Annotated in this window: 22 protein-coding genes and 1 tRNA gene; 13 read left to right on the forward strand and 10 right to left on the reverse strand. The window is 63.7% G+C overall.

Features of this window, described 5'->3' with window-relative positions; translation table 11 throughout:
- The first annotated feature begins 3 nt into the window (after positions 1 to 3).
- From PZ895_RS17330 to PZ895_RS17340, 3 genes are all read left to right on the forward strand, one after another.
- Entirely contained in the window at positions 4 to 1,677 is a 1,674-nt protein-coding gene (locus PZ895_RS17330; protein WP_275840230.1) for an ABC transporter ATP-binding protein, read from the forward strand.
- Between the two features lie 29 nt (positions 1,678 to 1,706).
- Positions 1,707 to 2,867 carry a M20 aminoacylase family protein gene (locus PZ895_RS17335; protein WP_275840231.1) on the forward strand — a complete coding sequence of 387 codons (1,161 nt, stop codon included), beginning with the start codon at positions 1,707 to 1,709 and terminating at the stop codon, positions 2,865 to 2,867.
- Between the two features lie 195 nt (positions 2,868 to 3,062).
- Positions 3,063 to 4,193: a M20/M25/M40 family metallo-hydrolase gene (locus tag PZ895_RS17340; RefSeq protein WP_275840232.1), complete on the forward strand. Its 1,131-nt coding sequence runs from the start codon at positions 3,063 to 3,065 to the stop codon at positions 4,191 to 4,193.
- A gap of 35 nt (positions 4,194 to 4,228) precedes the next feature.
- Here the strand turns inward: PZ895_RS17340 and PZ895_RS17345 are convergent, their stop codons facing one another.
- Positions 4,229 to 4,828, reverse strand: coding sequence for an HD domain-containing protein (locus PZ895_RS17345; protein ID WP_275840233.1), 600 nt, complete (start codon positions 4,826 to 4,828; stop codon positions 4,229 to 4,231).
- Positions 4,828 to 5,979, reverse strand: coding sequence for a TauD/TfdA family dioxygenase (locus PZ895_RS17350; RefSeq protein WP_275840234.1), 1,152 nt, complete (start codon positions 5,977 to 5,979; stop codon positions 4,828 to 4,830). The genes PZ895_RS17345 and PZ895_RS17350 overlap by 1 nt, the downstream gene beginning before the upstream one ends.
- A 103-nt stretch (positions 5,980 to 6,082) precedes the next feature.
- On the opposite strand from PZ895_RS17350, the gene PZ895_RS17355 reads away from it, so the two are divergent.
- Positions 6,083 to 6,958 carry a LysR family transcriptional regulator gene (locus tag PZ895_RS17355; protein ID WP_275840235.1) on the forward strand — a complete coding sequence of 292 codons (876 nt, stop codon included), beginning with the start codon at positions 6,083 to 6,085 and terminating at the stop codon, positions 6,956 to 6,958.
- A 384-nt stretch (positions 6,959 to 7,342) separates the two neighbouring features.
- On the opposite strand, the gene PZ895_RS17360 is transcribed toward PZ895_RS17355, so the two are convergent.
- A tRNA-Ser gene (locus PZ895_RS17360) sits at positions 7,343 to 7,432 on the reverse strand.
- 155 nt (positions 7,433 to 7,587) lie between these two features.
- Between PZ895_RS17360 and PZ895_RS17365 the strand changes: the two genes are divergently transcribed.
- The 7 genes from PZ895_RS17365 to PZ895_RS17395 all read left to right on the forward strand — a co-directional run bounded on the left by PZ895_RS17365 (position 7,588) and on the right by PZ895_RS17395 (position 15,819).
- Positions 7,588 to 8,559, forward strand: coding sequence for a glutaminase (locus PZ895_RS17365; protein ID WP_275840236.1), 972 nt, complete (start codon positions 7,588 to 7,590; stop codon positions 8,557 to 8,559).
- Positions 8,560 to 8,565: 6 nt separating this feature from the next.
- Positions 8,566 to 9,312 carry a class I SAM-dependent methyltransferase gene (locus PZ895_RS17370; protein WP_275840237.1) on the forward strand — a complete coding sequence of 249 codons (747 nt, stop codon included), beginning with the start codon at positions 8,566 to 8,568 and terminating at the stop codon, positions 9,310 to 9,312.
- A 113-nt stretch (positions 9,313 to 9,425) separates the two neighbouring features.
- On the forward strand, positions 9,426 to 10,886 hold the full coding sequence (locus tag PZ895_RS17375) for a deoxyribodipyrimidine photo-lyase (RefSeq protein ID WP_275840238.1): 1,461 nt from the start codon (positions 9,426 to 9,428) through the stop codon (positions 10,884 to 10,886).
- On the forward strand, positions 10,883 to 12,223 hold the full coding sequence (locus tag PZ895_RS17380) for an FAD-dependent oxidoreductase (RefSeq protein WP_275840239.1): 1,341 nt from the start codon (positions 10,883 to 10,885) through the stop codon (positions 12,221 to 12,223). Before PZ895_RS17375 ends, PZ895_RS17380 begins: the two co-directional genes overlap by 4 nt.
- A 9-nt stretch (positions 12,224 to 12,232) precedes the next feature.
- On the forward strand, positions 12,233 to 13,081 hold the full coding sequence (locus tag PZ895_RS17385; protein WP_275840240.1) for a DUF1365 domain-containing protein: 849 nt from the start codon (positions 12,233 to 12,235) through the stop codon (positions 13,079 to 13,081).
- 26 nt (positions 13,082 to 13,107) lie between these two features.
- A complete protein-coding gene (locus PZ895_RS17390) occupies positions 13,108 to 14,361 on the forward strand; it encodes a cyclopropane-fatty-acyl-phospholipid synthase family protein (RefSeq protein WP_275840241.1) in 1,254 nt (417 codons plus the stop codon).
- A 72-nt stretch (positions 14,362 to 14,433) separates the two neighbouring features.
- Positions 14,434 to 15,819, forward strand: a complete 1,386-nt coding sequence (locus tag PZ895_RS17395; protein WP_275840242.1) for a cytochrome P450 — start codon at positions 14,434 to 14,436, stop codon at positions 15,817 to 15,819.
- Between the two features lie 12 nt (positions 15,820 to 15,831).
- Here the strand turns inward: PZ895_RS17395 and PZ895_RS17400 are convergent, their stop codons facing one another.
- The gene (locus tag PZ895_RS17400) at positions 15,832 to 17,808 is read right to left on the reverse strand and encodes a bifunctional 2',3'-cyclic-nucleotide 2'-phosphodiesterase/3'-nucleotidase (RefSeq protein WP_275840243.1); all 1,977 of its coding nucleotides are present in this window, start codon (positions 17,806 to 17,808) and stop codon (positions 15,832 to 15,834) included.
- A 120-nt stretch (positions 17,809 to 17,928) separates the two neighbouring features.
- A complete protein-coding gene (locus PZ895_RS17405; RefSeq protein ID WP_275840290.1) occupies positions 17,929 to 18,402 on the reverse strand; it encodes an Lrp/AsnC family transcriptional regulator in 474 nt (157 codons plus the stop codon).
- A gap of 142 nt (positions 18,403 to 18,544) precedes the next feature.
- On the opposite strand from PZ895_RS17405, the gene ald reads away from it, so the two are divergent.
- The gene (gene ald, locus PZ895_RS17410; protein WP_275840244.1) at positions 18,545 to 19,660 is read left to right on the forward strand and encodes an alanine dehydrogenase; all 1,116 of its coding nucleotides are present in this window, start codon (positions 18,545 to 18,547) and stop codon (positions 19,658 to 19,660) included.
- Between the two features lie 130 nt (positions 19,661 to 19,790).
- On the opposite strand, the gene PZ895_RS17415 is transcribed toward ald, so the two are convergent.
- From PZ895_RS17415 to PZ895_RS17435, 5 genes are all read right to left on the reverse strand, one after another.
- Positions 19,791 to 20,357 (reverse strand): OmpA family protein, encoded by a 567-nt coding sequence (locus PZ895_RS17415; RefSeq protein WP_275840245.1) that lies wholly within the window; start codon positions 20,355 to 20,357, stop codon positions 19,791 to 19,793.
- A 109-nt stretch (positions 20,358 to 20,466) separates the two neighbouring features.
- Entirely contained in the window at positions 20,467 to 20,988 is a 522-nt protein-coding gene (locus PZ895_RS17420; protein ID WP_275840246.1) for a GNAT family N-acetyltransferase, read from the reverse strand.
- Positions 20,985 to 21,827, reverse strand: coding sequence for a 3-mercaptopyruvate sulfurtransferase (gene sseA / locus PZ895_RS17425; protein ID WP_275840291.1), 843 nt, complete (start codon positions 21,825 to 21,827; stop codon positions 20,985 to 20,987). Before sseA ends, PZ895_RS17420 begins: the two co-directional genes overlap by 4 nt.
- A gap of 12 nt (positions 21,828 to 21,839) precedes the next feature.
- The gene (locus tag PZ895_RS17430; protein WP_275840292.1) at positions 21,840 to 22,580 is read right to left on the reverse strand and encodes an alanyl-tRNA editing protein; all 741 of its coding nucleotides are present in this window, start codon (positions 22,578 to 22,580) and stop codon (positions 21,840 to 21,842) included.
- Positions 22,577 to 23,611: a cysteine synthase A gene (locus tag PZ895_RS17435; RefSeq protein ID WP_275840247.1), complete on the reverse strand. Its 1,035-nt coding sequence runs from the start codon at positions 23,609 to 23,611 to the stop codon at positions 22,577 to 22,579. Before PZ895_RS17435 ends, PZ895_RS17430 begins: the two co-directional genes overlap by 4 nt.
- Before the next feature lie 236 nt (positions 23,612 to 23,847).
- On the opposite strand from PZ895_RS17435, the gene PZ895_RS17440 reads away from it, so the two are divergent.
- The gene (locus PZ895_RS17440; protein ID WP_275840248.1) at positions 23,848 to 24,486 is read left to right on the forward strand and encodes a ChrR family anti-sigma-E factor; all 639 of its coding nucleotides are present in this window, start codon (positions 23,848 to 23,850) and stop codon (positions 24,484 to 24,486) included.
- Positions 24,487 to 24,510: the final 24 nt, after the last annotated feature.

Genomic DNA, 24,510 nt, shown 5'->3' on the forward strand with positions numbered 1-24,510 from the left:
CCGATGCTGTTTCGCAATCGCCAGTTCGACGACAAGCCGGTCGCGCTCGAAATCCTCGGGCTTTCGGTCGCCACCTCCGGCATCGATCGCGTTCCCATCCTGAACGCGATCGACGTCACCATTCGCCAGGGCGAAACCGTCTGCCTCGTCGGCGAGAGCGGCTCGGGCAAGTCGGTCACCTCGCTCGCCGTCATGGGCCTGCTGCCCAAGGGCGCGCTCGACGTGATCGCCGGCCGCATCGAGCTTGAAGGCCAGAACCTTCTCGATCTCAACGCCTCGCAAATGCGCGAACTGCGCGCCCAGCGCATTTCGATGATCTTCCAGGAGCCGATGACCGCGCTCAACCCGGTAATGAAGGTCGGCGACCAGATCGAGGAAGTGCTCGACAGCCACACCAGATTGCCGGCGAAGGAAAAGAAGCGCCGCGTTGTCGACATCATGCAGCAGGTGCATCTGCCGGATGTCGAGCGCATCTACGGCTCCTATCCGCACCAGCTTTCCGGCGGCCAGCGCCAGCGCATCATGATCGCCATGGCACTGATCCTGGAGCCCAAGCTTTTGATCGCCGACGAGCCGACCACCGCGCTCGACGTGACGACGCAGAACCAGGTCCTGAAGCTGATCGCTGAATTGCAAGAAAGCCACGGCACCGCCGTCCTCTTCATCACGCACGACATGGGCGTCGTCGCCGAGATCGCCGACACCGTCTATGTCATGCGCAATGGCGAGATCGTGGAAAGCGCCGCGGTTGAGATCCTGCTGCGCGCGCCGCAAAAGGATTATACGCGCCGGCTGCTCGAAGCCGTTCCGAGCCTTGTCCCGCGCGACGCGCGCCCGGCAAGCTGGGCCGATCCCGTGCTGTCGGTCGACGGCCTGACCAAGATCTACGACACGCGCGGCTTCTTCAAGAAGGGCCGCGAAACGCGGGCTGCGCAGGACGTGAAGTTCCGCATCAAGCCCGGCCGCACGCTCGGCATCGTCGGCGAGAGCGGATCAGGCAAGTCCACCGTCGCGCGTTGCGTGATGCGGCTGATCGATCCGACGGAAGGCCGCATCAGGGTCGGCCAGACCGATATCGCCAAGCTCGGCCGCAGCGAATTGCAGCCGCACAGGAAGCACATCCAGATCGTCTTCCAGGACCCGTTCCGCTCGCTCAACCCGCGCTGGACGGTCGGCGACAGCCTGATCGAGGGGCCGTTGAATTTCAGCCAGTCGCGCAAGGAAGCCCTCGACCATGCGCGCGAACTGATGGAACTCGTCGGCCTGCCCGCCGATGCGCTCGGGCGCTATCCGCACCAGTTTTCCGGCGGCCAGCGCCAGCGCATCGCCATCGCCCGCGCCATCGCCATGCGGCCGGACATTCTGGTCGCCGACGAGGCCGTGTCGGCGCTCGACGTCTCGGTTCAGGCGCAGGTTCTGCAACTGCTCGACGAATTGCAGGAAAAGCTCGGCATCGCGATCCTCTTCATCACCCACGATTTGCGCGTCGCCGCCCAGATCTGTGACGAGGTCGTCGTCATGCAGCATGGCCGCATCGTCGAGCACGACACCGCCGAAAACGTGCTGTCGCAGCCGCGCCACGACTATACGCGCGCGCTGATCGAAGCGGCGCCCGGCCGCCATTGGGACTTCGCCAATTTCAGGGAGTTGTCCCTGCACCAGACCGAGACGGCCTGACCGCCGCCCCAGCATTAAAGGAGACCGACATGCCGACATTGCCGCGGATAGCCGAATACGCCGACGAACTCACCGCCATCCGGCGCGACTTCCACGCCAATCCCGAGATCGGCTTCGAGGAGACGCGGACCGCCGGCATCGTCGCCGAAAAGCTGAAATCCTGGGGCATCGAGGTCCACACCGGCATCGGCAAGACCGGCGTGGTCGGCGTCCTTCAGGGCAAGGGCGGCAGCGAGCGCGCGGTCGGCCTTCGCGCCGACATGGACGCGCTGCCGATGGACGAGGAGACCAACCTTCCCTGGCGCTCGACCGCGCCCGGCAAGTTCCACGGCTGCGGCCATGACGGCCACACGACCATGCTGCTCGGCGCCGCGCGCTACCTCGCCGAAACGCGCGACTTTTCCGGCAAGGCCGTCTTCATCTTCCAGCCGGCCGAAGAAGGCCTCGGCGGCGCCCGCGCCATGCTTGCCGACGGCCTCTTCGACAAGTTTCCGTGTGACGAAATCTACGGCATGCACAACAATCCGATGGCCGCCCCCAATAAGGTCGGCGTTAAGCCCGGACCGGCCATGGCGGGCTCCACCTTCTTCGATATCTACGTCAAGGGCGTCGGCAGCCATGGCGCGATGCCGCACCATTCCAAGGACCCGATCGTCGCGGTCACCTCGCTTGTCCAGTCGCTGCAATCGATCGTCAGCCGCAACGTTCCGGCGGTAAAGCCCGCCGTCCTGTCGGTCACGCAGATCCATTCCGGCTCGGCCTATAATGTCGTGCCCGACAAGGCGGTCATCTGCGGCACGATCCGGTATTTCGACGACGAGGTGAAGGATTTGATCCACGCCCGCATCCGCGACATGTGCGAGGGCTATTCGAAGATGTTCGGCATCGAGGTCAAGCCGGATCTGCGCGAGATTTTCACCGTGCTGATGAACGACGACAAACTTTCCGAAACCTATCTCGAAGCGGCATCCGACATCGTCGGAATCGACAACATCACCAACGAGAACGAGCTTGTGATGGGCTCGGAGGACTTCGCCGACATGCTCAAAGCCGTGCCCGGCGCCTATTGCACCATCGGCCATGGCGGCGACGTGCCGGTTCACAATCCCGGCTTTATCTTCGACGATGCGATCCTTCCCGTCGGCGCCAGCGTCATGGCCCGCATCGTCGAAAAACGCCTGCCGCTTTGATCTGAGGGACCCCCACCCTTTATCCCTCCCCACAAGGGGGAGGGAGACCTGCACGCCGCGTTTCCATTTCGGCTTCGAGCCTGGCTGACGGAAAGAGCGCAACGTGAATGCCCTCCCTCCCCCTTGTGGGGAGGGATAAAGGGTGGGGGTCCCCTTCGAAAAAAACCGTCAAACACGCGATGCCAAGGTGACCCCATGAACATCAACGCCCTGCCCTTCGACGCCGACGCCATCCTCAACGGCCTCAAGCCCTGGATCGAGTGCGAAAGCCCGACCTTCGATGCTGCCGCCGTCGACCGGATGATGGACCTTGCCAGCTACGACCTCGCCGCCGCCGGCGCCGAGATCGAGCGCATTCCAGGCCGCATGGGCTTCGGCGGATCGGTGCGCGCGCGCTTTCCGCACAAGGATTTCGGCAAGCCCGGCATCCTGATTTCCGGCCATCTCGACACGGTTCACCCGGTCGGCACGCTCGAAAAGCTGCCCTTCCGCCGCGAAGGCAACAAGGCTTACGGCCCCGGTATTCAGGACATGAAGGGCGGCAATTTTGTCGCCGTCGAGGCCATCCGCCAACTGGCGCTCGCCGCCATCGACTGCCCGCTGCCGGTCACCGTTCTGTTCACGCCCGACGAGGAAGTCGGCACGCCGTCGACGCGCGAACTGATCGAGATGGAGGCGCGCAAGAACAAGTATGTGCTCGTGCCCGAACCCGCCCGCCCCGACGGCGGAGCCGTCACCGGCCGCTACGCCATCGCCCGCTTCAACCTGAAGACCGAGGGGCGCCCGAGCCATGCCGGCTGGGCGCTCGGCGAAGGCCGCTCGGCCATCGCGCTGATGGCGAAGAAGCTGCTCCAGGTCGAGAAGATGACCACCGACGACTGCACCTTCTCGGTCGGCGTCATCCATGCCGGCCAGTGGGTCAACTGCGTCTCGTCAGAATGCCGCGCCGAAGCCCTTTCCATGGCCAAGCGCCAGGCCGATCTCGACCGCGGCGTCGAGGCGATGCTCGCCATGGCGACCGAGGAGAACGACGTCCGCTTCGAGGTCACCCGCGGCGTCACCCGTCCCGTCTGGGAGCCCGATGCGGGCACGATGGCGCTTTACGAAATCGGCCGTCAGGTCGCCGCCGACATCGGCTTCGACCTGACCCATGGCAGCGCCGGCGGCGGATCGGACGGCAATTTCACCGGCGCGCTCGGCATTCCGACACTGGATTCCATCGGCGTGCGCGGCGCGGGCCTGCACACATTGAACGAGCATATCGAAGTCGACAGTCTCGTCGAGCGAGCGCGCCTGATGGCCGGGCTGCTGATGCGCCTCGAATAGGGCGAAAGCCCCTCGCGCCCGATTGCCAGAACATCCTAGACGGCTTGGCTGTTGCAATGGGCATCGACCACGCGCTGCACCATCGGGGCGTAGTGGGCGAAACCGGGTGTCTCCATGTCCGCGATCTTGCCGGCATCGTCGAGATGCCGGACCCGGACGATCTCGTTGACGTTGGGATTGCGTTCGAACGCCCTGACTTCGTCGGCATTCATCGGCCCGCCCTGGAGCTTCAGCGAATGGATCGACGCCGCCGACAATTGCCCGAAATAGGCGGGATCGGTGGCACAGATATAGCGCTTCGCAGCGACGTGGTGGCGCACACAATCGACAACGAGGCTCGGGAAGAAGCGCTCCAGCACCGCTGCGCCTGCCTCCTCGTGATGTTTGTCATGAGTGTCGTCCATCGAAAACGTGCCGAACTCGCTGGTGAAATGGCCGATATCATGCAGCAACGTCGCGACGATGATGATTTCCGGCTCGCCCTGCCGTTCGGCAAGATAGGCCCCTTGCAGCATGTGTTCGGCCATCGTCACGGGTTCGCCGAGATATTCCTCGCCGCCGCGACGCTCGAAGATGTCGGCCAGAAACGCGACGATCGTTTCCGGCGTCAGCTTGTCGGGATCGGGCTTCGTCATCAGGCCGCCTTCCGCTCTTCACTTTCGATTGCGGCGAGCGTCGAACGCAGGCCGTCCTTGTCGGCGTAGCAGCCTTGCAGCCACCGCGAACCGGCGCCCGAATAGCCCTTGCGGGCATGGAGGACGCGCGTGTTGTCGACGATGAAGGATTCGCCCGGCGCCAGTTTGAACGTGACCTCCATTGAAGCGTCGTCGATGATCTCGCCCAGGCGTCGGTAGGCCGCATAGTAGCCGGCCATGTCTTCGAACGGAACGTCGGTGATCGCCGCGGCCGACCGGTTGTTGAAGCGGATGCCGACGAGTTCTCCATCGGGCGCAAGCTCGATCATGGGGCGGCGCGATTGCAGACACACCCCGGAACTGCCCGCATATTCGAAACGCGCGCACCAGCGCGTCAGGAGATCGAAGCCGCGCGGGTTCTCGTCGCGCAGGCGTTCGGCAGCCCGGAACCCGTCCACCACCATGTTCTCGCCCCCCTCGGCCGAGTTCTCGAGGCAGTAGAGAATCTGCAATGTCGGCACCGGGTCGCGATAGGGATTGTCCGTATGCGCCTGCAAACCGAGCCCGGTATAGGCCAGGTTCGACGGGTTCACCTCGGTGCGCACCTCGAAATGACGGCCGTAATTGGTTTCGCGGACATAACCGAACAGGTCCGCAACCTTGAACAGCGCTCCGTTTTCCACCGGGCCGCCGGTGAGCTTGCCGAAGCCGAAGCGACGCACGCCGTGAAGCCAATGGGCGAGCGCCTCGCGGTCGCTGCCGACCGCAGTAAAATCGGCGATCGGAATGTCTGCGCCGAGCATCGCATCCCAGGTTTCGATCTCCGGCGCGGTCCAGCCGATGCCGCGCTCGACCTTGCCGTCATAGGCATGGCCGGCAAGCCAGCCCAGATCGAAAGCGACGTCCTTTCCCTCGGGCTCGAACCGCACATGAATCTGTCCCGCCTCGATCCGGGCCGAGGCGATCCGTGTATCGGCGGGAATGTCGCCAAGCGTGATCAGCCGCTGACCGTTGCCGGGCGCACGCGTCGCCTCGTCCCACGCATTGTCGCGCAGCCAGATGGCATGAAAGCGCCGGCGCCCCCTGACGGGCAGATCGAGCGCCAGCGCATCGCCGCCGTCCAGGATTTCGATAGGGGTCGTGCCGGGCATGGATCGCTCCTTTGCGGGATTGACGATTGACTGCACGAACCTTGACACGGGCTCCGGTATAACCACAAACAATCATATTCGATGATATGACCCCAAATCGATTATGTCTCTGGATCGACATCAACTGCCGCCGCTCGAATGGATACGCGTTTTCGAGGTGGCTGCGCGGCTCGGCAGCTTCACGGCCGCGGCCAACGAGTTGGGGCTGACGCAGGCCGCGGTCAGTCAACGCATCCGAAACCTGGAACTTCACCTTGGCGCTCAGCTCTTCACGCGCCAGGCACGCGGCGTCATCCTCTCGACCCAAGGCGAATCGTGGCTGCCCCATGTGCAGGACGCGCTGGCCCAGCTCCTGCACAGCGCGGCAAATCTGTTCGAGCAGCCGCGCCGCAAGATCACCATCGCGGCTTCCGGCTCGGTGATCGAACTCTGGATCGTCCCGCGTCTGGGCGAAATCGCGCGCCGTCTGCCCCATGTGCAGCTTTCGCTGGAGACCATTCAGCATATGCCGGACTATCAGCGTCTCGAAGCCGATTTCGAGGTTCGTTTCGGCACGGGCAACTGGCCGGACCGCGAGGCGAGGCAACTCTTCAAGGAGGAACTGGCCCCGATGGCGTCGCCAGCCCTGCTTTGCGATCCGTCAAGATCCTGGCATGACCATCCGCGTATCGCCACGTCCGGCCCAAGGGCAGGCTGGCGTGACTGGGCGAGCGCGATGGCCGAGCCTGCGCCATCCGTACCGACGCTCCGCTTCGACACCTTCGTTCAGTCTTTGAGAGCCGCCGAGTCCGGCGCCGGCGTTCTGCTGGCATCCTTGCCGCTGTGCAGCGACGCGATCACAGCCGGAAGCCTGCGGCGACTGACGGAACGGACCCTGCGGATGGAGACAGGCTATTGGGTAACCTGGCCGAAAGATCGACCGCCCTTCGCCGAACGAGCGCCCTTGATCCAGTGCCTCGCCCCGACCATCGGACCATGATCCGTCGAACCAGCTTCGAAGGTGGCGTCTGAGCCGATCAGCGGGGAGCGGACCGAAGATCGCGAGCAGCCCGTCATTTTCCTAGCGATCGGCCACCCCAGAGCCTTCCTTTTGACCGCCCTGCGCCTTCGTGTCGGTCTCCGTCACCGGATTAACTCGCAAACGGGACGACCCCATGAGCGCCGCAACTCACTGGAAATGCAAGGATGTTTTACGTCGTCCCGTGACCATCGAGGGGCGCTCGAAGAAAGACGCAGGCCATTCGGAGACCCATTCCGCGTCAAGCGCCCAGTCTCCGAAGGGCGGATGGCCCTGCCAACGCCCTTTGAAACAAAAAGAAAAAAGCCCCACTCGGGGACCGTGGACGGGTTCGGCTTCTGAATGTGGCGGAGGGAGTGGGATTCGAACCCACGGAGACATTGCTGCCTCGCCGGTTTTCAAGACCGGTGCCTTAAACCGCTCGGCCATCCCTCCACTGCTGATGAATGCAGCAGCAGGCATTTAGGTGATCCGGCCCGCAGCGGTCAACATCTGCGTTCGCCCCTTGCGACACCCGGCGCCAGCGCTATGTTGCCGTTCCTATCGGAGAACACGGTCGCGATGGATGCGCGGCCTTTCAAGGGGCGGGCATGACGGCTGGGAGCAAGACGGACATCGACCACGAGCTTTTGAAGAAGGTGGTCGAAGGGATCGCTGTCGAGATCGGCAATGCAACCGAATGGGGCAAGGCGGCCGACTACATTCCCGAACTCGCCAAGGTCGACATCAAGCAGTTCGGCATCGCCGTCCTGACGCGCGACGGCCAGATGATCGACGGAGGCGCGTCCGGGACGCAGTTCTCGATCCAGAGCATTTCCAAAGTCTTCGCGCTGACGCTTGCGCTGAAGCTTCATGGCGACAAGGTGTGGAAGCGCGTCGGCAAGGAGCCCTCGGGCGACCCCTACAACTCCATCGTCGACATGGAGCGCCACAAAGGCATCCCGCGCAATCCCTTCATCAATCCCGGCGCTCTGGTCGTCGACGACATGCTGCTCGACGGCCAGACCGGCGACGGCATTCCAGATACGGTGCGCGACTTCATCGCCGAGATGATCGGCGATGGCGAGATCGGCATCGACGAGGACGTCGTCAGATCCGAGCACACATCCGGCTATACCAACAGGGCGCTCGCCAATCTGGCGAAGTCCTTCGGCAATCTGCACCACGAAGTCGATGACGTGATGCACATCTATGTGCGCCAGTGCGCCGTTGCACTTTCCTGCCGGCAACTCGCGCGTGCCGGACGCTATCTGATGCTCGATCGCGAGGACATGGATTCCAGGGTCTCGAAGGCAGACGCCGAGCGCGCGCGCCGGATCAATGCGATCATGCTGACCTGCGGCCAGTATGACGGGTCGGGAGATTTCGCCTACCGCGTCGGCCTGCCCGCGAAAAGCGGCGTCGGCGGCGGCATTCTGGCGATCGTGCCGAACACGGCGTCGATTGCGGTCTGGTCGCCCGGCCTGGACGAGAACGGCAATTCGCTTCTCGGCACGCTGGCACTGGAACGCCTGTCGCAGCGCATGGACTGGTCCATCTTCGGCGCCATCCGCCGCGTCTGACCGGCCATGTCGCTGATCTTCGATCATATCGCCGGATTGAACTCGGCGCGCCCTTGGGGACGGGTGCTCGACGCGGGGACCGGCATCAACTCGCTGCGCTGGCTACGCGGCCTGCCCGCCGACGAACTGACAGCCGTCACCGGCGCCGATCTGATGGTCCGGCGCATTCGCGATGCGCTAGGTCCCTCGCCTGCCAACGAAAAGATCGTGACGGGCAACTGGGCCGATCCGGACTTCCTTTCAGGCAAGCGTTTCGACACGGTCGTCGCCGATTATCTCATCGGCGCCATCGACGGCTTCGCGCCCTATTTCCAGGACGAGATGATCGGGCGGCTGCGCCAGCTCACCGCCGGCCGTCTCTATCTCGTCGGGCTCGAACCCTATGTGGTGGAAAAACCGGGGACGCCGGCCGGCGAGATCGTGTTCAGGATCGGCCGCCTGCGCGACACGTTCCTGCTCTTGTCGGGTCAAAAGCCCTATCGCGAGTTTCCTCTGGTATGGGTGGAAAAGCAGCTTGCCGCCGCAGGCTTTTCCATCGTTGCGACGAAAAGATTTCCGATCCGCTACCGCGCCCGTTTCGTCAATGCCCAGCTCGACATGTGCGTGAACCGGCTGCACCTCGTGCCGGACGATCTGCGTTCCGCCCTCGCCGCTCATGTCGAGACCCTTCGCGCGCAGGCGCTGGCGCTCGAAACGCGGCTCGACGGGCTGCGTTGCGGTTTCGACTATGTCATCACCGCCGAACCTTGCTGATCCGCACATTTTCGTGAGTGGAAACGACGACTTGCACCGATCCGGTCTGCACGCTTCCGCGTAAAGGAAGGCATTGATCCGCAACGGTTCGCACAGGACACGCTTCCCGACAGATGGCATCCACAGACCGCACGCGCACAAGACCCGCGCTCGTCCTCTTCCGTCACGATCTTCGGCTGGCCGACAATGGCGCGCTCCGCGCCGCCGTCGACAGCGGCAGGCCGGTCGTGCCCGTCTTCGTCTTCGACGAGATGAGCGAGGGCGTGCGCAAGATTGGCGGCGCGCGCCGCTGGTGGCTGCATCACTCGCTGGAGGCCCTCGCCGCCTCGCTGAAGAAGGCCGGCGCCGAACTCGTCCTGCGCGCCGGACCGATGGCGGATGTGGCCGCCGATCTGGTGAAGGAAACCGGAGCCGGGGCGGTCTATTGGAACCGGCGCTACGATCCGCCGGCCATCGCCGCCGACAAGGAGATGAAGTCCCGCCTGGGCGAGGGCGGCATCGAGGCGCAAAGCTTCGACGGCCATCTCCTCCACGAGCCCTGGCAGGTGAAGACCGGAACCGGCGGCTATTACAAGGTCTATACGCCGTTCTGGCGCGCGCTGACGGCGGAGATCGATCCCCGCGCGCCGGTCGCGCGCCCGCGCGAGATCGCGCCGTTCGCCGGAAAGGTGAAATCAGAGAAGCTTGCCGGCTGGAAGCTGCTGCCGACGAAGCCCGACTGGGCCGGCGGCCTTCGCGAGACCTGGCAGCCCGGCGAGGACGGCGCGCATCAGGCGCTCGACGCATTCCTGTCTGGCCCGATCAAGGGCTATGGCGAAAACCGCGACCGGCCCGATTTCCACTCCACCTCGCGCCTGTCGCCTTATCTGGCCCATGGCGAGATCACGCCGTTCCAGATCTGGCACGCACTCGAAACCCGCAGGATCGACGCTGCGTCCGGCGACGTGGAAAAATTCCGCAAGGAGGTCGCCTGGCGCGAATTCTCCTATCACCTTCTCTTCCACAACCCCGATCTGGGCGCGACCAACTTCAACCGCGACTTCGATGCCTTCGCCTGGAAGAAGGACGCGAACGCGCTTCACGCATGGCAGCGCGGCCAGACCGGCTATCCGCTGGTCGATGCCGGGATGCGGCAATTGTGGCAGACGGGCTGGGTTCACAACCGGGTCCGCATGGTCGTCGCGTCCTTCCTGGTCAAGCATCTGTTGCAGGACTGGCGCGCCGGCGAAGCCTGGTTCTGGGACACGCTGGTCGATGCGGACCCCGCCAACAACACGGCGAGTTGGCAGTGGGTCGCCGGCTCGGGCGCCGACGCCGCCCCCTATTTCCGCGTCTTCAACCCCACGCTCCAGGGCGAAAAGTTCGATCCGCACGGCAAATATGTTCATGAGTTCGTGCCAGAACTGGCAAGACTCAAGTCAGGCGATCTCCACGCCCCCTGGACCGCCTCGAAGGACGCACTATCCGCTGCCGGTCTGAAACTCGGAACCGATTATCCCGTAGCTATCGTCGACCATTCCAGCGCCCGCGACCGGGCGCTTCAGGCCTACCAGCAGATGCGAGGGAATTCATGAATATTGTTCCGATCAGCCGAACTGTCGACGGCCGCAAGAAGATCGCCGTCATCGGCTCCGGAATTTCGGGCGCGTCCGCCGCCTGGGCCTTGCGCGAAGTCGCGGACGTGACGTTGTTCGAATCCGATCACCGCCCCGGCGGTCACACGGCCACGGTCGACATCGACTACGACGGAACCCCGGTCGCGGTGGATACCGGCTTCATCGTCTACAACGAGCACAACTACCCGGACCTGACCGCCCTCTTTGCGCATCTCGATGTCGCAACACATGAAAGCGACATGGGCTTCTCGCTTTCGCTTGACGGCGGCAAGCTCGAATGGAGCGGCCAGAGCTACGCGTCCATCTTCGCCCAGCGCCGCAATCTTTTCTCGCCGCGCTTTTTGAAGATGCTCGGCGAAATCCTGCGCTTCAACAAGCAGTGCGTCGCCGACCGCGACGGCGGCCGCCTCGCCGGCATGACCATCGGCGACTACCTCGTCGAGCGTCGCTTCTCGCCGGGTTTCCGAGACAATTACCTCATCCCCATGGCCGCCGCCATCTGGTCCACCCCGCGCATCAAGATGCTAGACTACCCGGCCGCGACCTTCGTCAATTTCTTCCAGAACCACCGTCTCATCCATCACGAGCGCCCGATGTGGCGCACGGTGACCGGTGGTTCCAGGACCTATCTGGAAAAACTGCTTGCCCCCCTGACCGGCCATGTCCGGCTTTCCAGCCCCGTCGAAACGATCATCCGCGACGCGCTCGGCGTCACCATCTGGACCGGGGATGCCGCTCCTCAACGCTTCGACGCGATCATCGTCGCCACCCATTCCGATCAGGCACTGAAGCTTCTCGGCGACCCCTCGCCGCTCGAACGAGCGATCCTCGGCGACGTCCATTACCGGTCGAACCGCGTCATCCTTCATCGCGACCAGAGCCTGATGCCGCGCCGCCGCATCGCCTGGTCGGCCTGGAATTACCTGCGCGCGAGCGGCGACGAGGAGGAGCGCGATGTATCGGTCACCTATTGGATGAACCGCTTGCAGGGCATCGATCAGAGCAAGCCGCTTTTCGTTTCGCTCAATCCCGCCATAGACCCCGCCCCCGACACCGTCTTCGGCGAATGGTCCTACGAGCACCCGCAATTCGACGCCCGCGCGTTGACCGCGCAATCGCGGCTCGACGAGATCCAGGGTGTGCGCCACACCTGGTTCGCAGGCGCCTGGACCGGCTACGGCTTTCACGAGGACGGCCTTCGCTCGGGTCTTGACGCGGCCGTCGCTCTCGGTGCGGCCATTCCATGGTCGCGCGGAGAAACCGGCTCCGCCGAACTCCCGCTGGCGGCCGAATAGGCACCGATCATGATCCGCAAGGAGCGCATTACCACCATCGAAGCGAACGGCGCAGCACCCGCCGCCGCCGCTTCGCTCTATGCCGGCGAGGTGATGCACGCGCGCATGAAGCCCTTCGTGCACCGCTTCACCTACCGCGTCTTTTCGCTTCTCGTCGATCTCGATAGGCTTGCGGAGGCCGGTCGGCAATCGGCGCTCTTTTCGGTCGACCGGCCGGGCATCGTCTCCTTCCATCAGAAGGATCATTGCGGCCATGAGGGCGAGACGCTCCGTGAGAAGGCTGACCGCCTGCTGGCCGAGGCCGGCCTTGCGCAGCCTGCAAGCCGAATACTGCTTCTCGCCTATCCGCGCATCCTCGGCTACGTCTTCAATCCGATCTCAGTCTATTTCGCCTATGGCGCGACGGGCGAACTCGTCGCTCTCATCTACGCCGTGCGCAACACCTTCGGCGAAAGCCACACCTATGTCGCGCTGGTCGAGGACGGCAATTTGACTCCGGCGGGCATCCGGCAGGAGCGCACCAAGATCTTCCACGTCTCGCCCTTCATCGACATGGCCGCGCGCTACCATTTCCGCGTCCTGCCGCCGGGCGAAGTCGTGCGCCTGCGTATCCACGAAACCGAGGCCGACGAAGCGCTTCTTTCCGCAACATTCGCCGGCACGCATCATAAACTGACGACGCGCGCCCTCGCGCGCATCCTCTTGCGCACACCGCTGATGACATGGAAAGTGATCGCGGGGATACATTACGAAGCGCTGAAGCTCTGCCTCAAGGGCGCGCGCTTTCACAAGAGCCCGCCGCCGCCGAAGCCGGTCAGTTTCCGCGACGAAGCACGGACTTTGCCGGCCGGCAAATAGCGGCCGACAGCATGAGGTTGGAGGGAATGGAAGACAGCGCGACATTGCAGCCGAACACCGCGGCGGTGACATTGACGGAGGCGAACTTCGCCACGGCCGCGCGCGGCCTGCCGACGCGCGCCCGCATGGCGCTCAAGGTCGGCATGTCGATGCCGCACGGCTCGCTCACCGTCGAGCTTCCCGACGGCCGCGCCCTCAAGGTCGGCGGCAATGGCGCCGGCCCCGACGCCCATGTGAGGCTCAACAACTGGAATCTCGTCGGCCGCGCCTTTTCCGGCGCCACGATCGGCGTCGCCGAATCCTATGTCGACGGCGACTGGGAAAGCGCCGACGTCACCGCCTTCCTCGAACTCTTCGTCATCAACGAGGAAGCGGGCGAGAAGGTCGCGGGCGGGGCGAGTTTCATGCTGACCCTGTTCCAGCGCCTGCGCCACTGGTTCCACCAGAACTCGAAAGCCGGCTCGAAGCGCAACATCTCGGCCCATTACGACCTCGGCAACGCCTTCTATCGGGAATGGCTCGACCCCTCGATGACCTATTCCTCGGCGCTCTACACCTCCGGCGCGAACGATCTGGAAGGCGCGCAGGCGGAAAAATACCGGGCGCTCGCCCGCGATACCGGCATCGGCCCGAGCGACCATGTGCTGGAGATCGGCTGCGGCTGGGGCGGCTTTGCCGAATTCGCCGCCCGCGAGATCGGCTGCAAGGTAACCGGCCTGACGATCAGCCGCGAACAGCACGATTTCGCCACCGCCCGCATCGCCAAGGCGGGACTTTCCGACAAGGTCGAGATCAAATTCCAGGACTATCGCGACGAAGCCGGCCGCTATGACCGCATCGCCTCGATCGAGATGTTCGAGGCCGTCGGCGAAAAATACTGGCCCGTCTTTTTCTCCAAGATGCGCGATTGTCTGAAGCCGGGCGGCGCGGCCGGCTTGCAGATCATCACGATCAAGGACGAGGTTTTTCCGGCCTACCGTGCCCGCCCGGATTTCATCCAGCGTTACGTCTTCCCTGGCGGAATGCTTCCGTCTCCGCGGATCCTGCGTGCGCTCGGCGCCGATCATGGCCTGAACCTCGCCGCCGAGCGCGTCTTCCCGCAGGACTACGCCCGAACGCTCGCGGAATGGCGCGACCGCTTCCACGCCTCATGGCACAAGATCATGCCGCTCGGCTTCGACGACCGCTTCAAGCGGCTCTGGGAGTTTTACCTTCACTATTGCGAAGCCGGCTTCCGCGCCGAATATATCGACGTCCGCCAGATCATTTACCGGAACTAGTAGCCCTTATGGGCGATAGGCAAATCGTTGCGTCTGCGTCACCCTTTCTGGTTGTCGTCAGGGAGAGGATTCATGGCCGATATCGCTCCACAATACGTCGCGCCCGTTACCAGCCATGAAGCTGGTCCCCGTGGCTTGCCCCTTCTCGGCAGCGCGCTGGATTTCGGTCGCGATCAGCTTGGCTTTCTCGAAGCCTTGTCGCGCACCTATGGCGATGTCGTGCCGTTCCGCATAGGCGGCTGGCCTTGCCTGCTCATCGGCGACATGGCCGCAATCGAGAACATTCTCGTCAAGGACCATCAGAACTTCATCAAGAACCGGATAATCTGGCGGCATGTCCGCGCATTGTTCGGTCAGGGTCTCTTGACCAGCGAAGGCGAGTTCTGGCATCGGCAGCGCCGTCTTGCCGCTCCGCCATTCGCCGCGCGTCAGATTGCCGACTATGGGCCGGACATGGTGAGAATTACGCGCCGGATCGCGTCCCGCTGGACAGATGATGAAATCGTCGACTTCCATCCCGCGATGATGGAGCTCAGCCTGCGGATCGCCGCCAAGACCCTGTTCGACACCGAAATCGCCAGCGACATCGAGACAATGGAATTTGCCACCGACGATTTGGTGGCGGAGATGGCGGCGCGCTTCAGGCGACCATTCCTGATTCCCGACTGGGTCCCGCTGCCCGGCCATCTGCGGTATCGCCGCGCAATACGCGAGGTGGAAGACGTAGTCGCGCGGATCATCTTCGAGCGCAGTCTTGACGCTGATCTGGAGAATCGCAGGGATTTTCTGTCGCGCATGATGCTGGCGCGAGGTGACGATGGACACCCCATGTCCGAAACGCAATTGCGCGACGAAGCATTGACGATGCTGCTGGCCGGTCATGAGACGACCGCGCTCGCCCTGTCATGGACGATCGAACTGCTGGGCCGCAACCCTGTCTCCTGGCAATTGCTCGTCAACGAAGTGGACGATGTTCTGGAAAATCGTGATGTGACGACGGAGGATGTCGAGCGGCTCGAATATGCCGAAGCCGTCGTCAAGGAAGCGATGCGCCTTTATCCGCCCGCCTGGGCCATCGGACGAGAGGCAAAACAAACGTTCACGATCCGCGGCAAACGCTGGCCGGCTGGTACGACGATATTCATCAGTCAATGGGTGCTGCATCGCGACGCCCGTCACTTCGAGGACCCGCTGGCTTTCCACCCGGAACGATGGATCGACGGAACGCTCGAGAAGCGCCTGCCCCGCTTTGCCTACATGCCGTTCGGCGGTGGTCCGAGAATTTGCATCGGCAACCGGTTCGCCATGATCGAGGCGGTGATGGCTCTGGCGACGGTGGCGCAGATGCTGACGACCACGCCCGTCGAAGGACGTGCTCCAACGCCGTTTCCATCGATCACCCTGCGTCCGCAAGGCGGCGTGTGGGCGCGTGTCGCCACGCGCCCGAAACGTCACTGACTTGGGTGCCCCCTAAAGCGTGATGCGATACCGCGCGAACCCGTTCTCGCCCTCGCCCGCCTCCTCGATCGTCACGCCCTCGACCTCGGCCATGAACTCGCGCGCCTTCGGGCCGGTGTCGAATACGACGGTCGTGCCTTCCATCGGCGCAAACGACCAGTTGGCGTCGGCGGCCGGGTTGATCGTGCCTTCCTCGACAATGTAGCGCACGATGACGTCGCGGTTGGTGTCCGGCGCCTCGTAGACGACCTTGTCGGCCGCGATGTCGGGGAAGTTCCCGCCGCCGCCGGCGCGGTAATTGTTGGTCGCGACGACGAAACGCGCTTCCGGGTCGATCGGCTGGCCGTCGAAGGACAGGTCGACGATGCGGCTCGCCTCGGGATTCACCGCCTCGCCGTCCTTGTTGTATTTCGCCGGCTGCGACAGGTCGATCCTGTAGGTCACCCCGTCGATCACGTCGAAATTGTACGACGGGAAGTCCGGGTTGATCAGCGGAGCATCGCTCGCCCCTGCCTCGACCTGGTTGAACATGCCGGCCGACATTTCCAACCACTCCTTCACCTGCGCGCCGGTGATCACCACCGCCTGCACCGTGTTGGGGTAGAGGTAGAGATCCGCCACGTTGCGGATCGCCACGTCGCCGGGCGGAACGTCGGTATAGTAGTCCGGCCCGCCGCGACCGCCCGCCTTGAAGGGCGCCGCCGCCGAAAGCACCGGCAGGTCCGCATATTCGGTCGCCGACAGCATGTCGGTGATGTACCAGATCTGTGCCTGGCTCACGATCTGCACCGACGGGTCGTCGGCGACGAGCGCGAAATAGGAATGGAGCGGCGCCGAGGTCTGCCCCACCGGCGTGCGCACATATTCGATCGTCGCGTCGTGGTCTTCCTGAACCGCCGCCTCGACTTCTGCATCGCTTTCGACCAGCGGCTTCACCTCGCGTTCCACGCGCTCGAAGATCGGCCGCGCCTCGGAGGTCGAGGCGACCACCTTCCAGGCTTCGCCGTCGCGCTCCAGCATCAGGTCGATGAGCCCCAGATGCGAGCCCCAGAACCCGCCCATCACGCCCGGCTTGCCGCCGATCAGTCCGGCGGCATTGTCGACGCCGTCGACATCGTCGAAATCGGTGCCGGGGAAGGCCAGATGCGAATGTCCGGTGACGATCGCATCGATCCCCTCGATACCGGCGATCAGGATCGAGGCGTTTTCGAGATTCTCGGCATATTCCGTCGGTCCCATGCCCGAATGCGAGAGCGCGATGACGATGTCTGCGCCTTCCTCGCGGATTTTCGGCACCCACGCTTCGGCCGCCTTCACCATGTCGCGAGCCTCGACATTGCCGACGAGATGACGCGAATCCCACGTCATGATCTGCGGCGGCACGAATCCGATCAGTCCGACCTTGATCGGATGCTCCTCGCCCGCGCCGTCGACCACCGTCCTTTCGAGAATGACGTAGGGCTCGACCAGCAGGTCGTCGTCGAGCGGGCTGTCGGCCAGCGTCCCCTTGGCGACGTTCGCGCACACGAACGGGAAATCGGCCCCGTCGAGCACCTTCTGCATGTAGTCGAGCCCGTAATTGAACTCGTGATTGCCCAGCGTCGAGCAGTCATAGCCGAGCACGTTCATCGCCTTGATGATGGGATGCACGTCGCCATCGTTCATGCCCCGCTCATAGGCGTAGTAGTCGCCCATCGGGTTACCCTGGAGGAAATCGCCATTGTCGAGCAGCATCGAGTTCGTCGCCTCGGCGCGAATCTCGTCGATGATCGTCGCGGTTCGGGCAACGCCCATCGTGTCGTTCGGCCGGTCGCCGTAATAATCGTAGGGGAAGACGTGAACGTGGAGGTCGGTTGTCTCCATGATGCGCAGATGCGCCTGGTTGGCCTGCGCGCGCGCCGAGAACGGATGCAGCGCGATCAGCGCGCCTGCGGCAGCCGAACCGGCGAGAAAAGCGCGGCGCGACAGCGGATGAAGCGTAGCGGGCATGGGGTTCTCCGTCTGAAGGATTTTCGTTGGTCTATCGAGACGCCGCGATTTGAGCGCCTGAAAGAGCGCCAGTCCAGCAATTTTTGGTGACGCGTGGATGACGCGGCGCCCGACGTTGCGTCACGCCAGTTCCGGATCGATGCCCATATTCGTCCGGTCGATCACCTCACGCAGCGCGAAGGACGAGTTGATCTTGGTGACGTGCGGCATCGCCGTCAGCCAGTCGCGGTGGATGCGCTCGTAGTCGGCGAGGTCCTTCGCCGCTATGCGCAGAATGTAGTCGTATTCGCCCGACATCAGATGACAGGAGAGCACATTCGGGCAGCGCTTCACCGCTGCCTCGAAATCCGCCAGCGTCTTCTCGAACTGGCCCGACAGAGAAACATGGACGATCGCCGTCATCTTGTGGCCGAGCGCGGCATTGGAAAGCCGCGCGTGATAGCCGCGGACCACGCCGTTCTTCTCCAGAATGTCGAGCCGGCGCGAACACGCCGACTGCGACAGACCGACCCGATCGGCAAGCGCGGCATTCGAAATCCGCCCTTCCGCCTGAAGCGTCTCCAGAATGGCGACATCCGTCTTGTCGAGCTGCATCATTCGCAGAATTCACCGCTATTTGAACTTTGGACGCAACGATACGCCATTCGTGCCGCGATCCGCAATCGTCGCCGCAAGCCCGTTCGACGATCCGGGCGCTAGAATCGCGCGAAATTCAGGGACAAGAGGAGAACACCCCATGCGCGTCGGTTGCCCGAAGGAAATCAAGAACCACGAATATCGCGTCGGGCTCACCCCCGGTTCTGTTCGCGAATATATCGCGCATGGCCATGACGTGATCGTGGAAACCGGCGCGGGCGCCGGCATCGGCGCCGACGACAACGCCTACCGTTCCGCCGGTGCGACGATCGTGAAGACCGCGGCCGAGGTCTTTGCCAAGGCCGACATGATCGTCAAGGTGAAGGAGCCGCAGCCCTCCGAATGGGTGCAGCTTCGCGAAGACCAGCTTCTCTACACCTATCTCCACCTCGCCCCCGACCCGGAGCAGACGAAGGGCCTGGTAGAATCCGGCGTCACCGCGATCGCATACGAGACCGTGACGGATGATCGCGGCGGTCTGCCGCTGCTGGCGCCGATGTCCGAAGTCGCCGGCCGCCTGTCGATCCAGGCCGGCGCCACCGCGTTGCAGAAGGCCAATGGCGGCCGCGGCGTGTTGCTCGGCGGCGTTCCGGGTGTGCTGCCAGGCAAGGTCGCGGTCATCGGCGGCGGCGTCGTCGGCCTCCATGCGGCCAAGATGGCGGTAGGCTTGGGCGCCGACGTGACGATCCTCGACCGTTCGATCCCGCGCCTGCGCCAGCTCGACGACATCTTCAACGGCCGCGTCCACACGCGTTATTCCACCGTTGAGGCGCTCGAGGAAGAGTGCTTCTCGGCCGACATCGTCGTCGGCGCCGTGCTGATCCCCGGCGCCGCCGCGCCCAAGCTCGTCACCCGCGAGATGCTGTCGGGCATGAAGAAGGGTGCGGTCCTCGTCGATGTCGCCATCGACCAGGGCGGCTGCTTCGAGACCTCCCACGCCACAACCCATGCCGATCCGACCTACGAGGTCGACGGCATCATCCATTATTGCGTTGCCAACATGCCGGGCGCCGTGCCGGTCACCTCGGCCCATGCGCTCAACAACGCGACGCTGCACTACGGCCTGCAACTGGCGGACCGCGGTCTCAAGGCCATCCTCGACGACAAGCACCTGCGCAACGGCCTCAACGTCCACAAGGGCCGTATCACCAACGCGCCGGTCGCCGAGGCGCTCGGCTACGAGATGGTCGACGTGCAGAAGGCGCTCGCCGCCTGATCCGTTTCGCTGCGGTCTCTCCTCCTCCCCCGCAGCGACGCATCGGGCCGAAACCTGGTATTCGGTATTCGGCAATCCGATGTCCTCGAAGCCCGTCGATCTCTGGATCGGCGGGCTTTCGCTTTAGGGGCTAGCGAACGAACTCGTCGATCCGGCGGATCGTGACGCGACGATTGCGCCAGTCTTCCAACGGAGTATCGACAAGCAGGAAGTCCTCGCCGTAACCGACGGTTTCAAGAATTCGCGGCTGCACCCCAAACTCGTTGACGAGCACGCGCTTCAAGGATTCGGCGCGACGTTCGGACAAGATCTGGTTGGACCCGCGCGATCCCACCGCATCCGTATGGCCTTCGATCAGAAAGCGCGCGCCGCGCCGGCGCCGGCCAAGTTGGTCGAACGCCGTCGCGATCTCGCGAACCTTGCGAAACTCCGAGCGAGGAATTTCGGCCGAGCCGAACGCGAAATTGATGGCTTGAATGTCAATGGACGGCGCTTGCCGGCGAAGCTCGGGCCTGCGCCGGAATTCCTGGATCGTCACGCGCTCCTCCGGCCGCACGCGTCGACGTGGTGCCGCATCGAGCTGGCGCATGATCTGGCCCGAGGATGGCCCGCCACGATCCTGCGTGAAAGCAATTGATGGCAGAGCCAATGCACCAGTGGCGGCGGCGGCGCTGGCAAGGAAGAATCTGCGGTTCATGGTTCGTCTCTTTCTCGTATGTCGACCAGGAGCCGAAATTGGCAACGGATGGGTGAAGCTAACGTGAACGCCCTCGTTGGCAGGCATTCAGCATCGTTAATGCGCGACCTCAGACCCAGGGCTCGACCTCTTCCTCATCGAATCCGACGGGGCGAAATCCCATGCGCTGGTAGAGTTGCAGCGCGCGCGGGCTGTCCAGCGTATTGGTGTGGATCGTCACCCTGGCAGGTTCATGGTCCCACGCGGCATGAATGCCCTCCGACAGGAAGAATTTCGCCAGCCCCCGCCCTTGGAAATCCGGCATCAGGCCAAAATAGAGGATCTCGGCCTCGTCGGGCCTGCGCGAAAGGTCGAGTTCGCAGAACCCTGCCGGGCATCCGTCGACATAGAGCACCTCGATCTGCGTTGCCGGCGACCGGATCATCTCCATGAGTTCGCCATCGGGCGTGTCGCGGCGCAGCATCCAGTGGTGTGGCTTGCCGATCTCGCGATAGAGATAGCGATAGAACGAGACAGGCATGTCGCGTGCGCGCATCAGCGCGACGCGCTGGCCGAGCGGCATCGGTATTCGCGCCGCCGGCCGCTCCGTCATTTCCAGATGCGTGATCCGCGCCTTGAGCGGGCGGGTCACGAGCCGGTTTCCACCGGCGTGTCGGAGCGCCCGCCCCATTCGGTCCAGGACCCGTCATAAAGCCGGTTGTCCGTGTGACCCACCGATTCGAGCGCCAATGTGATGACGGCGGCCGTCACGCCCGACCCGCAACTCGTCACGACCGGCTTGTCGAGATCGACGCCACGTTCCTGAAGAAGGTCGCGCAACGCGTTGACAGGAAGAAGCTTCCCGTCCTTCGACAACCCGCTGATCGGCACGTTGACGGCACCCGGCATATGGCCGCCGCGCACGCCCGCGCGCGGTTCGGGATCGGTTCCGGCAAAGCGCCCGGCCGGCCGTGCGTCGGCAACCTGCCCCTTGCCGACGATGGCGCGCATGTCGTCCAGCCGCGCCACGCGCGCCTCGTCGAAATCGGCCTCGAAGAAGCTCGGCGCGATCTTCGTCAGCTTGTCCGTCACCGGCCGGCCGTCCGCCTTCCAGCGGTCGAAACCGCCATCCAGAACAAAGACTTGTTTCGCTCCCATGATTCGAAACATCCACCAGACGCGCGGCGCCGAAAACATGCCGGGTCCGTCATAAACGACGATCGTGTCTCCGGCGGAAATCCCCATCGATCCGGCGAATTCCGCGAAGATCCCCGGCGAGGGCAGCGTATGCGGCAGGTCGCTGTCCGGCTCGACCACGAGGTCCTGGTCGAAGAACACGGCGCCCGGAATATGGGCCGCGTCATACTCCGCCTTGGCGTCCCGTTTTTGCGCCGGCAGATACCAGGAGGCGTCGATGATCACGATGCCGGGTGTCCCGATCCTGCCTTCAAGCCAGTCGAAATCGACGACAAACGGGCTGGTTTCCATCAGTTTTGACCTTTTTCAAGCTGGAAGTGGCCCGAAACGCAGCCGAAACCTGCGGTTTTCGCGGCCCTTTTTCTCGATCTTCCCGACATGTATCGCACCGATCTCGCCCAATGAGCGCACATGCGTCCCGCCGCAGGGCTGGCTGTCGATCGTGCCGTTTTCGCCGATCAGCACCAGCCGGATTCGCCCCGATCCGGTCGGCGGGCGCACGTTCTTGGATTTGACGAGTGACGGATTGGCCGCCAGTTCGTCATCGCCGATCCAGCGCGTCGAGACAGGATGATCCGCCGCGATCAGTTCCCGCAATCTCGCCGTCACCTCTTCCTTGGTGAACCCCGCATCAGGCAGGTCGAAATCGACGCGGCTGTCCTCTTCGGAAACCGCCGCGCCGGTAATCGGATAGGGGCAGATGACGGTCAGCAGATGGCAGGCCGTGTGCATCCGCATCAGATTGAAACGCCGGTCCCAGTCGATCCGAAGCGTCACCGTCTCGCCCGCCTCAAAGACCGGCTGGTTTGGCGCCGGCAAGTGGATGATCTCGTCCTTGGTTTCGCCGGTGATCGTTCCGGCGATTTCGACCGTCTCGCCATTTGCCCGGACGATGCGGCCGGTGTCGCCGGGCTGGCCGCCCGATGTCGCGTAGAAGATCGTCCGGTCGAACAGAACGCCGCCGCGGTCATTGACGCCGAGAACCTTCGCCTCGGTCTCGCGCAGATAGGCATCCTCGCGGAAAAGCGCTTCCGTCACCGCCATCAGGCGACATCCTCGAACGGCACGGAGATGGTGGATTTCTCCTCCATCCAGCCCGGCACCGGCAGGTTCTTGGAGCGCAGGAAATCCGGATTGAACATCTTCGACTGGTAGCGCGTGCCGTAGTCGCAGAGGATGGTCACGATCGTATGGCCCGGCCCCATTTCTCTGGCGAGCCAGATCGCGCCGGCAATGTTGATGCCGGACGAGCCGCCGAGGCACATGCCCTCTTCCTGCACGAGATCGAAAACGATCGGCAGCGCCTCGTCATCGGGAACCTGGAACGAGAAATCGGGCTGGAAGCCTTCGAGGTTGGCGGTGACGCGCCCCTGTCCGATACCCTCGGTGATCGACGAGCCTTCGGATTTCAACTCGCCGTTCGTGTAATAAGAATGAAGCGCCGCACCGAGCGGGTCGGCAAGCGCGATCTTGACGCCGTTGGACTTCATGCGCAGCCCCGCCGCGACGCCCGCAAGCGTGCCGCCTGTCCCGACCGCCGAGACGAAGCCGTCGACCTTGCCCTCGGTCTGGTCCCAGATTTCCATCGCCGTCGTTTCGATATGGCCTTCGCGATTGGCAATGTTGTCGAACTGGTTGGCCCAGATCGCGCCGTTCGGCTCGGTCTTCGCAAGCTGCTCGGCAAGCCGGCCCGAGACTTTCACGTAGTTGTTCGGGTTCTTGTAGGGCACCGCCGGAACCTCGATCAGTTCGGCGCCGAGCACCCGCAGCGCGTCCTTCTTCTCCTGGCTTTGCGTGTCGGGAATGACGATGACGGTGCGGTAGCCGAGCGCCTTGGCGACGACCGTCAGCCCGATGCCGGTATTGCCCGCCGTGCCCTCGACGATGACGCCGCCCGGCCGCAGCAGGCCCTTCTTCTCCGCATCGCGGATGATGAAGAGCCCGGCGCGATCCTTGACCGATTGGCCCGGATTCATGAACTCGGCCTTGCCCAGAATGGTGCAGCCGGTTTCCTCCGACGCGCGCTTGAGCTTGATCAGCGGCGTGTTGCCGATGACGTCGATGACTGAACGGTCCATGGATTGATCCTTAGAATTGCTGCCCGCGAAACTAGAAACCCTGCGGAAAGCTTTCAAGGACGGAATTTCGCGCTCGGTGCCGCGCGATGAAAAACTGTTCGCCACGGCCGCATTGTCGACCCGAAACAGTGATCCGGATTGCGCTTAGGGCCGTATCTTGGGAAAACAAGCGGAAAATCCGCAATCTGAAGAGTCGGGAGCCGAATTGAACCAGGGCAACGCAGTCGGGGCTTGAAATGACCGCAGAAACCATCGAGACGATCGACGCGCTGATGGCGCGTTACGCGGCGGGCACGCTTCCCTACCCCGCTCACATCCTCGTCCAGTCGCATCTCGAAATAACGAGCACCAATCGCAACCTCGTCGCCGGCCTCGAAGAACTCGCCGCCGAAACATTGCAGGACGCCGAGCCGCAGCCGATGACCGACCGCGCGCAGCGCCTGTCGTCGATCTTCGGCAGCACGCCGCCGACCGAAGCGATCCGCCGGCCCTCGACGAGTATCTTCCCGACCGCCTTGCGCGATTTCGTCGGTTTCGACGCCGACGAGGTGCCATGGCGCACCAAGATGCCCGGCTTTCGCGAATATGAGATGGATGTCGATGGTTGTCATGCCAGCCTGTTCTGGATCAAGCCGGGCCGCAAGATTCCCGCCCACACCCATGAAGGACAGGAACTGACGCTGGTTCTCGACGGCGCCTTCATCGACATTTTCGGCCGTTATGGCCGTGGCGACATCTCGATCGCCAACGAGGCCGTCGACCATCGACCGATCGCGGAAAAGGAAAGTCCCTGCATCGGCTTTGCGATCACCGACGCCCCGCTGCGCTTCACCGGGCCGCTCGGCCAGAGGCTGACCGACATTCTCGGCGCCTGATCCCATCAATCGAAGGTTCTCACC

The sequence above is a fragment of the Mesorhizobium sp. YIM 152430 genome (genome assembly GCF_029210365.1).
Classification (GTDB): domain Bacteria; phylum Pseudomonadota; class Alphaproteobacteria; order Rhizobiales; family Rhizobiaceae; genus Aliihoeflea.

What these genes read in the sequence shown, in the direction of transcription:
- PZ895_RS17355 (WP_275840235.1), top strand. Translation starts at nt 6,083, where the DNA reads ATGTCTCTGGATCGACATCAACTGCCGCCGCTCGAATGGATACGCGTT.
- PZ895_RS17390 (WP_275840241.1), top strand. Translation starts at nt 13,108, where the DNA reads ATGGAAGACAGCGCGACATTGCAGCCGAACACCGCGGCGGTGACATTG.
- PZ895_RS17340 (WP_275840232.1), top strand. Translation starts at nt 3,063, where the DNA reads ATGAACATCAACGCCCTGCCCTTCGACGCCGACGCCATCCTCAACGGC.
- PZ895_RS17345 (WP_275840233.1), bottom strand. Translation starts at nt 4,828, where the DNA reads ATGACGAAGCCCGATCCCGACAAGCTGACGCCGGAAACGATCGTCGCG.
- PZ895_RS17380 (WP_275840239.1), top strand. Translation starts at nt 10,883, where the DNA reads ATGAATATTGTTCCGATCAGCCGAACTGTCGACGGCCGCAAGAAGATC.
- PZ895_RS17405 (WP_275840290.1), bottom strand. Translation starts at nt 18,402, where the DNA reads ATGCAGCTCGACAAGACGGATGTCGCCATTCTGGAGACGCTTCAGGCG.
- PZ895_RS17385 (WP_275840240.1), top strand. Translation starts at nt 12,233, where the DNA reads ATGATCCGCAAGGAGCGCATTACCACCATCGAAGCGAACGGCGCAGCA.
- PZ895_RS17395 (WP_275840242.1), top strand. Translation starts at nt 14,434, where the DNA reads ATGGCCGATATCGCTCCACAATACGTCGCGCCCGTTACCAGCCATGAA.
- PZ895_RS17435 (WP_275840247.1), bottom strand. Translation starts at nt 23,611, where the DNA reads ATGGACCGTTCAGTCATCGACGTCATCGGCAACACGCCGCTGATCAAG.
- PZ895_RS17365 (WP_275840236.1), top strand. Translation starts at nt 7,588, where the DNA reads ATGACGGCTGGGAGCAAGACGGACATCGACCACGAGCTTTTGAAGAAG.
- PZ895_RS17350 (WP_275840234.1), bottom strand. Translation starts at nt 5,979, where the DNA reads ATGCCCGGCACGACCCCTATCGAAATCCTGGACGGCGGCGATGCGCTG.
- PZ895_RS17400 (WP_275840243.1), bottom strand. Translation starts at nt 17,808, where the DNA reads ATGCCCGCTACGCTTCATCCGCTGTCGCGCCGCGCTTTTCTCGCCGGT.
- ald (WP_275840244.1), top strand. Translation starts at nt 18,545, where the DNA reads ATGCGCGTCGGTTGCCCGAAGGAAATCAAGAACCACGAATATCGCGTC.
- PZ895_RS17330 (WP_275840230.1), top strand. Translation starts at nt 4, where the DNA reads ATGCTGTTTCGCAATCGCCAGTTCGACGACAAGCCGGTCGCGCTCGAA.
- PZ895_RS17335 (WP_275840231.1), top strand. Translation starts at nt 1,707, where the DNA reads ATGCCGACATTGCCGCGGATAGCCGAATACGCCGACGAACTCACCGCC.
- PZ895_RS17370 (WP_275840237.1), top strand. Translation starts at nt 8,566, where the DNA reads ATGTCGCTGATCTTCGATCATATCGCCGGATTGAACTCGGCGCGCCCT.
- PZ895_RS17375 (WP_275840238.1), top strand. Translation starts at nt 9,426, where the DNA reads ATGGCATCCACAGACCGCACGCGCACAAGACCCGCGCTCGTCCTCTTC.
- PZ895_RS17440 (WP_275840248.1), top strand. Translation starts at nt 23,848, where the DNA reads ATGACCGCAGAAACCATCGAGACGATCGACGCGCTGATGGCGCGTTAC.
- PZ895_RS17415 (WP_275840245.1), bottom strand. Translation starts at nt 20,357, where the DNA reads ATGAACCGCAGATTCTTCCTTGCCAGCGCCGCCGCCGCCACTGGTGCA.